Origin of the sequence: Qipengyuania sp. HL-TH1 (genome assembly GCF_036365825.1) — a bacterium.
GTDB lineage: Bacteria > Pseudomonadota > Alphaproteobacteria > Sphingomonadales > Sphingomonadaceae > Qipengyuania > Qipengyuania profunda.
This window is the reverse complement of the sequence record NZ_CP142675.1, coordinates 1,070,601-1,083,436: the sequence shown is the minus strand read 5'-3', so window position 1 is coordinate 1,083,436 and position 12,836 is coordinate 1,070,601. Positions and strand designations below refer to the sequence as shown.

Annotated in this window: 13 protein-coding genes and 1 tRNA gene; 10 read left to right on the top strand and 4 right to left on the bottom strand. The window is 64.1% G+C overall.

Going from position 1 to position 12,836, the window contains the following annotated elements:
- Nucleotides 1-97 precede the first annotated feature (97 nt).
- The 5 genes from VWN43_RS05905 to rodA are packed head-to-tail and all read left to right on the top strand — an operon-like array spanning nucleotide 98 to nucleotide 5,828.
- Nucleotides 98-1,141 (top strand): rod shape-determining protein, encoded by a 1,044-nt coding sequence (locus tag VWN43_RS05905; RefSeq protein WP_253515794.1) that lies wholly within the window; start codon nucleotides 98-100, stop codon nucleotides 1,139-1,141.
- Between the two features lie 13 nt (nucleotides 1,142-1,154).
- A complete protein-coding gene (locus VWN43_RS05900; RefSeq protein WP_320180283.1) occupies nucleotides 1,155-2,045 on the top strand; it encodes a rod shape-determining protein MreC in 891 nt (296 codons plus the stop codon).
- On the top strand, nucleotides 2,045-2,596 hold the full coding sequence (locus VWN43_RS05895) for a rod shape-determining protein MreD (RefSeq protein ID WP_320180284.1): 552 nt from the start codon (nucleotides 2,045-2,047) through the stop codon (nucleotides 2,594-2,596). Before VWN43_RS05900 ends, VWN43_RS05895 begins: the two co-directional genes overlap by 1 nt.
- Nucleotides 2,596-4,713, top strand: coding sequence for a penicillin-binding protein 2 (mrdA, locus tag VWN43_RS05890; RefSeq protein WP_320180285.1), 2,118 nt, complete (start codon nucleotides 2,596-2,598; stop codon nucleotides 4,711-4,713). The genes VWN43_RS05895 and mrdA overlap by 1 nt, the downstream gene beginning before the upstream one ends.
- A complete protein-coding gene (gene rodA / locus VWN43_RS05885) occupies nucleotides 4,710-5,828 on the top strand; it encodes a rod shape-determining protein RodA (RefSeq protein WP_320180286.1) in 1,119 nt (372 codons plus the stop codon). Before mrdA ends, rodA begins: the two co-directional genes overlap by 4 nt.
- On the opposite strand, the gene VWN43_RS05880 is transcribed toward rodA, so the two are convergent.
- A complete protein-coding gene (locus tag VWN43_RS05880; protein WP_320180287.1) occupies nucleotides 5,825-6,535 on the bottom strand; it encodes a helix-turn-helix transcriptional regulator in 711 nt (236 codons plus the stop codon). The two genes, rodA and VWN43_RS05880, sit on opposite strands and share 4 nt — an antisense overlap.
- Before the next feature lie 132 nt (nucleotides 6,536-6,667).
- On the opposite strand from VWN43_RS05880, the gene VWN43_RS05875 reads away from it, so the two are divergent.
- The 4 genes from VWN43_RS05875 to ribH all read left to right on the top strand — a co-directional run bounded on the left by VWN43_RS05875 (nucleotide 6,668) and on the right by ribH (nucleotide 8,950).
- Complete coding sequence (locus VWN43_RS05875; RefSeq protein ID WP_320180288.1) at nucleotides 6,668-6,988, top strand: hypothetical protein; 321 nt, start codon at nucleotides 6,668-6,670, stop codon at nucleotides 6,986-6,988.
- A gap of 98 nt (nucleotides 6,989-7,086) precedes the next feature.
- Nucleotides 7,087-7,162 (top strand) — tRNA-Lys (locus tag VWN43_RS05870).
- A 115-nt stretch (nucleotides 7,163-7,277) separates the two neighbouring features.
- Nucleotides 7,278-8,522, top strand: coding sequence for a 3,4-dihydroxy-2-butanone-4-phosphate synthase (ribB, locus tag VWN43_RS05865; protein WP_253515824.1), 1,245 nt, complete (start codon nucleotides 7,278-7,280; stop codon nucleotides 8,520-8,522).
- A 5-nt stretch (nucleotides 8,523-8,527) separates the two neighbouring features.
- The gene (gene ribH, locus VWN43_RS05860; RefSeq protein ID WP_320180289.1) at nucleotides 8,528-8,950 is read left to right on the top strand and encodes a 6,7-dimethyl-8-ribityllumazine synthase; all 423 of its coding nucleotides are present in this window, start codon (nucleotides 8,528-8,530) and stop codon (nucleotides 8,948-8,950) included.
- Here the strand turns inward: ribH and VWN43_RS05855 are convergent.
- Both VWN43_RS05855 and VWN43_RS05850 read right to left on the bottom strand, forming a co-directional pair.
- Entirely contained in the window at nucleotides 8,947-10,038 is a 1,092-nt protein-coding gene (locus tag VWN43_RS05855) for an Rv3169 family protein (RefSeq protein WP_320180290.1), read from the bottom strand. The genes ribH and VWN43_RS05855 overlap by 4 nt on opposite strands.
- Complete coding sequence (locus VWN43_RS05850) at nucleotides 10,038-11,087, bottom strand: phosphotransferase family protein (RefSeq protein WP_320180291.1); 1,050 nt, start codon at nucleotides 11,085-11,087, stop codon at nucleotides 10,038-10,040. Before VWN43_RS05850 ends, VWN43_RS05855 begins: the two co-directional genes overlap by 1 nt.
- Before the next feature lie 80 nt (nucleotides 11,088-11,167).
- Here VWN43_RS05850 and VWN43_RS05845 point away from each other — a divergent pair, with 80 nt between their 5' ends.
- On the top strand, nucleotides 11,168-11,413 hold the full coding sequence (locus tag VWN43_RS05845; RefSeq protein WP_253515836.1) for a hypothetical protein: 246 nt from the start codon (nucleotides 11,168-11,170) through the stop codon (nucleotides 11,411-11,413).
- Between the two features lie 58 nt (nucleotides 11,414-11,471).
- Here the strand turns inward: VWN43_RS05845 and eno are convergent, their stop codons facing one another.
- Nucleotides 11,472-12,761 carry a phosphopyruvate hydratase gene (eno, locus tag VWN43_RS05840; protein WP_320180292.1) on the bottom strand — a complete coding sequence of 430 codons (1,290 nt, stop codon included), beginning with the start codon at nucleotides 12,759-12,761 and terminating at the stop codon, nucleotides 11,472-11,474.
- Nucleotides 12,762-12,836 lie beyond the last annotated feature (75 nt).

Here is a 12,836-nt window from a genome sequence, read left to right as displayed (position 1 = left end):
TATCGCTAAGGCTCCGCCACCATTTCCGCCCGGAGAGGTGCGAGCGGGTCGCATCCCTCTCGTCGGACCACGCGACAACATGGAAAATCGAATAAACATGGGCTTCTGGAACAATCTCTTCAAATTCGGCGTGCAAAATATGGCGATCGATCTCGGAACCGCCAACACGCTGGTTTATGTGCAGGATCAGGGCATTGTCCTGAACGAGCCGAGCGTGGTCGCACTCGAGACGATCAATGGCATGAAACGGGTCAAGGCCGTGGGCGACGATGCCAAGATGATGATGGGCAAGACGCCGGACAGCATCGAAGCCATCCGCCCGCTGCGCGACGGTGTGATCGCCGACCTCGACGTGGCCGAGGAGATGATCAAGCACTTCATCCGCAAGGTGAACGGGCGCAAGAGCCTGATGCGGTATCCCGAGATCACTATCTGCGTGCCGTCGGGGTCGACCTCGGTCGAGCGCCGCGCGATCCGCGATGCCGCATCGAATGCGGGCGCCAGCCAGGTCTATCTGATCCTCGAACCCATGGCCGCGGCGATCGGCGCCGACATGCCGGTGACCGAACCGGTCGGCAGCATGGTCGTCGATATCGGCGGCGGCACCACCGAAGTCGCCGTGCTGTCGCTGCGCGGCCTCGCCTATACCACCTCGGTCCGCACCGGCGGCGACAAGATGGACGAAGCGATCGTGTCCTATGTCCGCCGACACCACAATCTGCTGATCGGCGACAGCACCGCCGAACGGATCAAGAAGGATTTCGGTGTCGCTCGCCCGCCCGAAGACGGTGTGGGCGAAAGCATCACGCTGAAGGGCCGCGACCTCGTCAACGGCGTACCCAAGGAAATCACCATCAACCAGGGGCACCTCGCCGAAGCCTTGTCCGAACCGATCGGGGCCATCGTCGAAGGCGTGCGCATCGCGCTGGAAAACACCGCGCCCGAACTGGCCGCCGACATCGTCGACCAGGGCATCGTGCTCACCGGCGGCGGCGCGCTGATCGGCGGGCTGGACGAATATCTGCGCGAGGAAACCGGCCTGCCGGTGACCATCGCGGAAGATCCGCTGTCCTGCGTCGCTCTCGGCACGGGCCGCGCAATGGAGGACCCGATCTATCGCGGCGTCCTGATGACGGCTTAAGAAAGGCAGGGGAATGGCGCCGACAGGCTCACGGCGCTCGGGGTTTTCTCGCAGGGCGCAATACAACCTCTTCACCGGCTATCTGATCGCGGGCGCTGGCGCGCTTATCGGCGCCATCCTCCTCACCCTGTCCTTCTTCCAGCCCCAATTGTTCGGCGGGCTGCGTGGGGCGGCGCAGACCGGTGTCTCGCCCGCGACCGAGACCGCGGCCACGGTGAGGACCGGCAGCAAGGGCTTCTGGGAAACCGTCAGCGGCTATTACCGAGCGGGGTCGAAGAATGCCGATCTCAAGCGCGAGATGGAAATCGCGCGTATCCGGCTGGCCGAAGCCGACGCGGTCAAGCAGGAAAACCGGCGGCTGAAGGGCCTGCTCGATCTGCACGACAAGGAGATCGAACCCGTTGCCGTCGCGCGGCTGGTGGGGTCCTCCGCCTCGAGCACTCGCCGCTTCGCCTATCTCGGCGCCGGGTCGAACGACGGGGTGGCGATCGGCATGCCGGTCCGCTCACCCCGCGGCGTGGTCGGACGCATCCTCGAAGTCGGGAGCGACAGCGCGCGCGTGCTGCTGCTCACCGATACCGAAAGCATCCTCCCGGTGCGCCGGGCCAAGGACGAGGTCGTGGCCTTTGCCGAAGGGCGCGGCGATGGCCTGCTGCGCATCAGGCTGATCAATCTCGGGATCAATCCGCTCAGCCCCGGCGATGTCTTCGTGACCAGCGGCGCGGGAGGATACTACCCCCCGGGTATTGCGGTCGCCATCCTCACCGAAACCACCGATGACGGCGGTCTGGCGCGCATCGTCAGCGATCCCGCTGCAACCGATTACGTCAGCGTCGAGCCGATCTACGAACCCGACGCGGCGCTCGGCGCGGCCACCCCGATCGAGCGCGAGCTGACCGACTGATGGAGCGCAACGACCCGCGGGCGCGCAGCGATGCCTATGGCAGCCGGATCAACCGCTCGCACTCGCCACTGCTCGCCAATAGCGTGCCGTGGATCTCGATTGTCATCGGGTCGGTTTTGCCGATCTTCCCGATTGCCGCCGGCCTCCCGATGATGCCGCCCTTCGGCCTGCTCATGCTGCTCGCCTGGCGGCTGGTGCGGCCCGGATTGATGCCCGTATGGGCGGGTATTCCGCTGGGCTTGATCGACGATCTCTACAGCGGGCAACCCTTCGGCTTCGCGATCATGACATGGTCGCTGATCATGCTCGGCATTGAGTTGATCGAGGCGCGCATGCCCTGGCGTGCGTTCTGGCAGGATTGGTTCACTGCGGGTATACTGATACTCGGGTACCTCGTCGCCGGCTGGCTGTTCTCCGGCGGCCAACCGACCTTCCATTCGCTCATGGCCCTGGTTCCGCAGCTCGTGCTCACCATTCTCTTCTTCCCCATCGCAGCGCGGCTGGTCGCGGTCCTCGACCGGACCCGTCTCAAGCGCTGGAGGGCACGCTGATGCGGTTGCGCAAGCGCGCGCGCCCGCGCGAAGTCGTCACCCAGTCGACGCTCGAGAACGCCTTCGACCGGCGGACCTTCGTCATCGGCACCGCGATGGGCGGGCTTGGCGTGCTGCTGGCAGCGCGGATGGGCTATATCGCCATTGCCGAGAACGAGAAATACGAGCTCGAGAGCGAGAGCAACCGCGTCAACCTCTCGCTGATCCCGCCCCGGCGCGGCTGGATACTCGACCGCAACGGGGCGCCGCTGGCATCGAACCGCGCGGACTTCCGCGTCGATATCATTCCCGAACGCACACCCGACCCCGATGCCACGCTCCTCGCGCTTACCGATATCCTCAAGCTCGACGAGAACCAGGCGGCGGACATCCGCAAGCGGATCGACGACGGTCCCGGCTACCAGCCCGTCGAGATCGCCTCGGGTATCAGCTATGACGAATTTGCCGCCGTCAGCGTGCGGCTGCCCGACCTGCCCGGGGTGGTTCCGCAGCGCGGCTTCTCGCGCTTCTATCCCACCGGCCCGACGGTCGGCCATCTGCTCGGCTATGTCGGCCCTGCGAATGCCGAGGAGTATGAGGAGCAGGATCGCAATCCGCTGCTGATCACGCCGGGGTACAAGATCGGCAAGGATGCGCTGGAACGCCAGTTCGAACTCGATCTGCGCGGCATCCCGGGCGCGCGCCGGGTCGAGGTCACCGCGTCGGGACGGATCGTCCGCGACCTGGAAACGCGCGAGGACGTCCAGGGTGATCCCGTCCGGCTGACGATCGATGGTCCGCTGCAGGATTACGCCGCACGGCGGATCGGGCTCGAAAGCGGCTCGGCGGTGGTGATGGATTGCGAGACGGGCGACATATTGTGCATGGCCTCGATGCCCAGTTTCGATCCCAACAGCTTTTCGCAAGGGATCGGGCGCGTCGAATACGGCATGCTGCGCGACGACGAGCGCGTACCGCTGCGCAACAAGGTGCTTAAGGGCCTCTATCCCCCCGGATCGACGATCAAGCCGATGCACTGCATGGCGTTCCTTGATGCGGGCATCAAGCCGGACGAAGCGATCATGTGCGGCGGCGGGCGCCGCATCGGCAATCGTTTCTTCAATTGCTGGAGCAACCATGGCCGCGTCGACATGGCCAAGGCGATCTACCAGAGCTGCGACAGCTATTTCTACCATTTCGCCCAGCAGGTGGGATTCGCCAAGGTCGCCGAATGGGCGCACAAGATGGGTCTGGGCGAAGAATTCCCGCTCCCCGTCACCAGCCAGTTCTACGGCACCGTGCCATCACCCGAATGGAAACAGCGGCGGCACGACAGCGCATGGCAGCCCTATGACACGGTCAATTCCTCGATCGGCCAGGGCTATTACCTGACCAACCCGCTCCAGCTGGCGGTGATGAGCGCGCGCATGGCGACCGGGTACAAAGTCATGCCGCGGCTGCAACTGGGGGGAGACAAGCCCCAATTCGAGCATTTCGACTTCAGCCCCGAGGAAATCGGCTACGTCCGGCAGGCGATGAGCGATGTCGTGAACGGCCCCGGCACGGCGGGCCGCGCGCGCCTGCCGTTCGACGATATCAAGATGGCGGGCAAGACGGGCACCGCGCAGGTCGTTTCGCTCAGCGTCTCCAACGGCAAGACCGGTCCGTGGAAATATCGCGATCACGGCCTGTTCGTGTTCTTCGCCCCGTTCGACAAACCGAAATACGCCGGCGCGGTGGTCATCGAACATGGCGGCGGGTCGGGCGCAGCCTATCCGATCGCGCGCGATGTGATGACCTTCCTGTTCGATCCGGCCAAGGGCATGGACGCGCTGCGCCCGCTCGAAGAGCAATGGGGCGGCACTGCGCAGCAGCGGCTGAATGCGAAATATCGCGCCTATGCCGCAGCACAGGGCGAGACCGTGCCCCCCGCCCCATCGCGCGACGAGGATATCTTCGACCAGGTCGAAGCCGAAGCGCGCGTGGCCGCCCGCCAGCCTGAAGGCATCGCCGAAGAGGCCAGTCCTTCGCGCATCGACACGCGCTCGCCCGAGGAAGTGTCGCAAGCCTCCGCCTCGGCCAGACCGACCTCCGCCCGGAGCACCCCGGCGCCGGATGCCACAGACACGCCCGAATGACCGGTCTCGTCCCCGCTCCCATCGCGCGTCAGCCATGGCAGATGCTGTTCCCGTTGTTCGTGCTGATCGGCTTCGGCGCGCTGGTGCTGTATTCCGCCGCGGGCGGGAACTGGGATCCCTATGCGTCCTCGCATGTCATCCGCTTCGGCGTGTTCCTTGTCATGGCCTTCGTGCTCAGCCGGTTCTCACGCGATCTGGTGATGCTGTTCGCCATCCCGATTTATGGGGTGGTGCTGCTGATGCTGGTCGCGGTGGAAGCGATCGGTTTCGTCGGGGGCGGCAGCCAGCGCTGGCTCGACCTGGGCTTCATGCAATTGCAGCCCTCGGAGTTGATGAAGCCGGCAATCGTGCTGGTCCTCGCGCGCTATTACGCGACCTTGCCGGTCGGCATGGTGCCCACCGTGCGCGCCCTGATTGCACCGGGGGCGCTGATCCTCGCCCCGGTGGCGCTGGTGCTGCTGCAGCCCGATCTGGGCACCTCGCTGGCGATCGTGTTCGGCGGTGCGGTGATCATGTTTTCCGCAGGCCTGCCGCTGCGCTGGTTCGTCGGTGCAGGGGTGGCTGCCGCCGTGCTCGCCCCGGTGGCCTTCTTCTTTGGCTTGCAAGACTACCAGCAGAAGCGCGTGTTCACCTTCCTCGACCCCGCCAGCGATCCGCTGGGGGATGGCTACCACATCACCCAGTCCAAAATCGCGATTGGATCGGGGGGCTTTTCAGGCAAGGGCTTCAACGAGGGCTCGCAGAGCCATCTGCATTATCTGCCGGAACCGCACACCGACTTCATCTTCGCCACCATGGCCGAGGAATGGGGCTTCATCGGCGGGCTTGTCGTGCTCGGCGCTTTCGCCATGATTTTCGGCTGGGGCCTGGCCGTGTCACGCGCGAGCACCGACCGGTTCGGCAAGCTCGTGGCGCTCGGCATGACCGCCACGATCTTCTTCTATGTCGCGATCAATCTGATGATGGTCATGGGCCTGGCCCCGGTGGTCGGCATTCCGCTCCCATTCATGAGCCATGGCGGTAGCTCGATGCTCACCAACATGATCTGCATCGGCTCGCTGATGATGGTCCACCGCTGGAACCGCAAGGCCCCGCGCACCGGGCTGATCCGCTAGAGTTCGATCAGTCCCAGCTTGAGCGCGCGCACGGTCGCGGTCACGCGGTCGTTGGTCTGCAGCTTGTCATAGACCCGGCGCGTATAGGTACGCACGGTTTCGGGCGAGATATCGAGGATCGCGGCGATATCGCCCGCCGACTTGCCCCGCCCCATCCATTCGACGACCTCGCGTTCGCGGTCCGACAAGGCGACCGATGCCCGGCCCTCGTCCATGACCTTGCAGAGCTGCAGATGCGCAGCGAGGATCAGCGAGTGGATTTTCTGCAGGCGCTTTTTGGAGAAGCCGTCGGGGTCCTCGGCAAACCGCATCGTCGCATAACCGTCGCGATTGCGCGGACCGAACAACGCGAAGACCACCCAGTTGTCGGCGCCAAGCTCCTCCAGCTCGTCGAGAAAGCTTGTGACATCCGGTATCGACTTTCCACGTGCGCGCACCTCGGTCCAGGTCAGTACGGGACCGTGCTCAAAAGCGAGTTGGGGGAGCGGGTCGCGTCCACGGAAATCGTCGCTAATGTAACGTTTCTGGTATTCGACGGGAAAATCGCGCGTCCAGATAAATGTGTTTCGCGAGGTGGGCGATTCGAACACCGGCGTGAAGTGATAGGTTAACCAGGTAGCGCCTTGTTCTAGGCACCCCGCGTAAAGGTATTCGAGAATTGCCTCGCAATCCTCCATCTTGACGATATGTTTCGTGGGGTCGGGCATCGCTACTCTAGCTAGTTTTACTGTCCCCCCGTTGAGGGACTGCTTTTACCACCGATAGACACTACTGAACAGTATGACGATTGTTGGCGGACCGAGGGGTTAGTCGCTGGCGCAGTTGGGACGCTGTTGACGATGACCTCTATGGACCGCCGACTTCCGATCGGTAACCGAACTAAGTATGATCCGGGCCAGCGGGTGCAGCGGAGCGATCTCGAGACTTGCGACAAAGTACTGCTCGAAGTTGCTCGCGCCAACCGGCGCGGCAGCAAGATTACGATCTGGGATCTTCCGCAAGTTACCGGCATGCCACTGCACCAGGCATTCGCCGCTGTTCGGTCGTTGGAATTCGGCCGCCTGATCACCGTAGGTGACGATCTGGCCGACCCATTTGGCGCTACACTAGAGCTTCGCGAGGCAGGATCGCATCGCCTGCGCCAGCGCCGTGACGCCTAATTTGCCAATGGGGGCTTTTCATCGCGAGAAAGCCCGCTATATGGGCGCCTCCCGAGTCGGGAACGCCTCTTTCACGAGGCCGCGGTACGCCGCAGTGTGGACGCATAGCTCAGTTGGTAGAGCAGCTGACTCTTAATCAGCGGGTCCTAGGTTCGAGCCCTAGTGCGTCCACCATTTTCCTTCCATCCTTAACTCCTAGCCTGGCGCAGGCGCGCTCGTTTATGCGTGCATCACATCGAATGTGATTAGCGGGATTGGCAATCACATTACACTGTGATACCCGTCCACTATGAACACGATCGAAAAAGTTCGCACGCTCGTTTCGCAGGGTCTCATGACCCGCGCCGGCCTTGCCCGCGCCGCCGGGCTCCATGCCAATACCTTGCGCGAGTGCGGCGAGGATAGCTGGAACCCTACCGCCGATACGCTCGCCAAACTCGAAGCCTTCCTCGAGGCCAATGACGAGACCCCGGTCATCGTCGGCGCCGAGGAAATCATCGACGAAGCGCGCAATGGCCGCATGTACATCCTCGTCGATGACGAGGACCGCGAGAACGAAGGCGACCTGATCATTCCCGCGCAGATGGCGACACCCAGCGCGATCAATTTCATGGCGACGCATGGCCGCGGCCTCATCTGCCTGTCGCTCGACCGCAAGCGCGTCGAAGCGCTCGGCCTCGAACCGATGAGCCGCGACAATCGTGAAAGCATGCAGACCGCCTTCACCACCTCGATCGAGGCCAAGGACGGCGTCACGACGGGAATCAGCGCAGCCGACCGCGCGCGCACCGTTTCGGTCGCGATCGATTCGACCCGCGGGCCCGACGATATCGTGACCCCGGGCCATGTATTCCCGCTGGCGGCGCGCGATGGCGGCGTGCTGGTCCGCGCCGGACATACCGAAGCGGCGGTCGATATCTCGCGCCTTGCAGGCCTCAACCCCTCGGGCGTGATCTGCGAGATCATGAACGAGGACGGCACCATGGCGCGGCTCGACGATTTGATCGGCTTTGCCCGCCGCCACGACATGAAGATCGGCACGATCCGCGACCTGATCGAATACCGGATGCGTCACGACCATCTGGTCGAGCGCGTCGCCGAAGACAGTTTCGATTCCGACTATGGCGGCGACTGGCGTCTGCTGACCTACCGCAACACTGTCGACGGCAGCGAAAGCTACGTCCTGCAGAAGGGCCATGTGGTCGAGGACCAGCCTACCCTTGCCCGTGTCCATCCGATCTCGATCTTCGACGATGTGCTCGGCAAGCCCGGTCCGCGCAAGCGGACGCTGCAACGCGCGATGCAGGCGGTGGGCGAACATGGCGCAGGCGTGATCGTGCTCATCACCGGGCGTCCGGCGTCGAACCGCGGCTACAGCGAGAGCGACGCGCAGCGCAATGTCGGCATAGGGTCGCAAATCCTCGCCGATCTCGGCATCGAGGACATGATCCTGCTCAGCAATTCGCAGCCCAATGTCGTGGCGATCGAGGGCTACGGCCTCAATATCGTCGACCACAAACCCATTCCGGAGTGACCCGCATGGCCCGTTTCCTGATCGTCGAAGCCCGTTTCTACGACCACCTCAATGACATGCTGGTAGCCGGCGCGCGCGCCGCGCTCGAAGCTGCCGGGCATGAAGTGGAAGTGCTCACCGTCCCCGGCGCGCTCGAAGTGCCCGGCGCGATCGCGCTCGCTTCCGAAAGCGGGCGCTATGACGGCTATGTCGGGATCGGCGTGGTGATCCGCGGCGAAACCTATCACTTCGAAATCGTCGCCGGCGAAAGCGCGCGCGGGATCATGGCGCTGACGATGGACGGCATGGCCATCGGCAACGGCATACTGACGGTCGAGAACGAGGCGCAGGCGCTGGTCCGCGCCGACCCGGCCCAGAACGACAAGGGCGGTGAAGCGGCCAAGGCGGCGATGGCGCTGCTCGATCTGCAGGGCCGGTTCGCCGGCTAATCGGCAGCGTCGAGGAACTCCTTGAGCCCGAGCGGCGCGAACGGCCCGATTATCAGCTGCTCGAACACCCCGATGCCTTCGGACCCGTCATTGCCCGACACACGTACGGGTACCTGAACGTGGAGGTTCTCGGGCGCCAGCGGATCGATATCGTCGAGCTCGATATCCTCGCGCACGACCTCGAGCGGGCCATGGTGGAGACCGTGGCCCCAATTCGGATCGGTATAGCCCAGCCCGCGCATCTGGAAGCGTCCGAGCGGCTCGAAGGTCACCTGTTCGGGCGCGCCGCGTAGCGCGAGCGAGAGCGTGCCGCCCGACGGCCAGCGGGTGCCCTGTTCGAGCCGGGTGCGCATGCTGCCATGCCCCTCGGTGATCTCATCGGCAGAGGCCCCCTCGCCCGCCCATGCGGCGCGCGTGTTCCAGGCATTGCCCTGCGCATCGTTATTGACGTGGAAGAACAGGCTGCCGCCGGGGAAGTTGATCGGGGTCCATTGCCAGAAGAAGCCCGGCAGCGGCGCCCCCGGCATCGGCTGCGTGTCGCGTGCGCCAATCGGGCGCACGCCCCAGCTGCGGTCGCGCGTCCCCATGGTCCCGGCGGCCAGGTCCTGCTTGTCGCCATCGACCTCGATCCAGCCCTCGTACCCGCCGTTCTGCGTCAGCCGGGTATAGTCCATGAAGGCGCGCGGTCCGATACGGTGCGTGAAACGCGGCTCCTCGATCGGGAAGGCGCGGCCGGTGAAAGTGATGTCGGCGGCCATGCCTTCGAACGGTTCGAGGCGGATACGCAGGATGTTGAGCGCCTCGATGATCTCGACCGAGATCGGCCCGGCAGCCATCGCCATGCGCTCCATCCCCAGTTCGGCGCTGGCGTGGACGCAGTGTTGCACCCCGTCGCGCACGACGTTGAAATGCGCATCGATGATGTCGAGATGCGGATAGATGCCCAGCGCGACCGCGAAAAAGCCGCTGCCATCGGGCGCGTAGCCGTTGAAGAAATAGCGGTCGTAGAAATTGCGGTCGGTGCCCGCGAAGGCCACCGGTTCCGGCGTCTGGTGGATCGGATAGTCGTCTCCGCGGCTCAGAACCACTAGGTCGCCTCCTTCAATATCTGGATACTATCGCGCTCGAGCGCCAGCGAACAGGCCCCGCGCGCCATCGACAGGAAATTCGCATCGCCGCGCTCGGTGCGTTCGACAAAGGCCGCGCTGAACACGGCGGTGGAGACGCCGTGGAGGATGCCGAGCCGGTAATCGCGCTCGATTTCCTCATGGGTCAGGTCGATCCCGCGGACGCGCATTTCCGCGCGCCACAGATCGAGCAATTCGCGTTCGTGATCCCGCCACAATGCCGCACCGATGCCGCAGCCGATGAAATAGCCGACATCGGTCATCGGCCTGCCCACGGCCACTGTCTGCCAGTCGAGAACGGCGATCGGCTCGCGTCCGTCGCGGACATCGAACAGCATGTTGTCGAGACGAAAATCGCCGTGGACGAGGCATTGCGGGGGATCGTCGCGCTCGAACCACACCGCGCTCGCTTCGCGCAATTGCTCGCAGATCGCCATGAATTCGGGCTCAAGCATTTCGCCGTAGCGCTCACGGAAAACCGCCTGCGCCTGCGGGTACATCACTCCGAGCTGCTGGCGCAGGTCGGCGAGCGGGGCGATCCATTCGGCATCGAGCAGTTCGCGGCGCCCCCAGCTGGGCGCATGGATCGCGGCTGCCTGCCGGATGGCGGCGCGCGCATCCTCGATCCCGCACCCCGCGATCTGATCGCCCTGGCGCGCAGGGCCCATGTCTTCACACAGCAGGATAAAGGCGCTGCCCGTCTCGTCGACATCGGTGAAATAGACCTTCGGCACCCGCACATCGAGCAGCGGCGCGGCGTGGCGGTAGAACTCGACTTCCTTGCGGTAGAGCCCGAACAGCGCGGCGGTGCCGCGGCTGCTGGCATCCTCTGCCGGGAACTTCCCCGCGAGCGTTGGGGGTACGTCCTCACCCGTCAGGAAGAAACGCACACTGTCGCCCACCTGCCCGGTGCCGATCGGCTCCCAGCAGACGGTATCCACACGCGCGTTCAGCTGCGCGCCAAGCCACGCAGCGCTGACCTCGTCCGGATGCGCCGGAAATTTTCCCATAGCCCCCCTCCCACAAAGAGCAATTTTGCGGAACGCTAGCTGCCCTTATGCGTCCTGACAATCATGCAGGACAGACAATCATGAACGGTGCCCTCGAATGGATCACTTCGATCGGCACCGTCCTCGCCGCATCGATGATTGCCTTCGACATGGGACGCCGCGCCACCGCCTGGGGGTTCGTACTGTTTTGCGTGGTTTCCGCGCTGTGGATTTACATCGGACTGACCGAGGACGCGATCCCGCTCGCCGCGATGAACGGCATCCTCCTGCTGATCAACGCCTGGGGCGTGTGGCAGTATTGGTTCCACCCGAAGAACCGGACCTAGATCACTCGCCCGCCCCGGCACCGGTCCCGGCCAACCGAGACCGCCTAGGCCGGGATTACTACGCTACGATACGGCCGAAGCATTCGCGCCCGCCATAGATCGCGCTGTCACCCAGCTCTTCCTCGATCCGGATCAGCTGGTTGTATTTGGCCAACCGGTCCGAACGCGCGAGGCTGCCGGTCTTGATCTGCCCGCAATTGGTGGCGACCGCGAGATCGGCAATCGTCGCATCCTCGGTTTCACCCGACCGATGCGACATGACCGCAGTGTAGCCCGCGCGGTTGGCAATGCTCACCGCATCGAGCGTTTCGGACAATGTTCCGATCTGGTTGACCTTCACCAGCAGCGAATTGGCCAGGCCTTGCTCGATCCCGTCGCGCAGCCGTTCGGGATTGGTGACGAACAGGTCGTCGCCCACCAGCTGGACACTGTTGCCGATACGGTCGGTGAGCGCTTTCCAACCGGCGAAATCGTCTTCGGCCATGCCGTCTTCGATCGAACGGATCGGATAGTCGCGGCACAGCTTGTCGAGATATTCGGCCATCTCGTCACCCGAGAGCGAGAGCTTTTCGCCCGAGATCTCGTATTTCCCGTCCTTGAAGAATTCGGTCGAGGCGCAATCGAGTGCGAGTGCGATGTCCTCGCCCGGCTTGAACCCGGCCTGCTCGACCGAGGCCATGATGAAATCGAGCGCGTCGCGCGTGCTGGCGAGATCGGGGGCGAAGCCGCCTTCGTCGCCGACCGCGGTGGCGAGGCCTTTCTCATGCAGCTTTTTCTTGAGCGTATGGAACACCTCCGCGCCCCACCGGACCGCTTCGGCCAGGCTGTCGGCACCGATCGGCATGACCATGAATTCCTGGATGTCGATCGGGTTGTCGGCATGTTCGCCGCCGTTGATGATGTTCATCATCGGCACCGGCAGGACATGCGCCGAAACGCCGCCGATATAACTATAGAGCGGCAGGCCGCGCGCATTCGCCGCGGCCTTGGCCACCGCCATGCTGGTGCCGAGGATCGCATTCGCGCCGATCCGGCCCTTGTTGGGCGTGCCGTCGAGCGCGATCATCGAGAGGTCGATATCGCGCTGGTCCTCGGCATCGAACGCGCCGACCAGCATGTCGCGGATTTCGGTATTTACCGCGTTCACTGCGTTGATCACGCCCTTGCCGAGATAGCGGGCTTTGTCGCCATCGCGGAGTTCGACGGCTTCATGCGCACCGGTCGAGGCGCCGCTGGGCACCGCGGCGCGGCCAAAGCTGCCATCGTCGAGCAGAACATCGACCTCGACCGTGGGATTACCCCGCGAATCGAGAATTTCGCGGGCGTGGATATCGATGATCGCGGTCATGGTGCTGGCGCTCCGGGAAAAGGTGTTGTAATCGGCTAAAACACCCCCAGATGGGGAGTCAGCAGCGCTCTATTC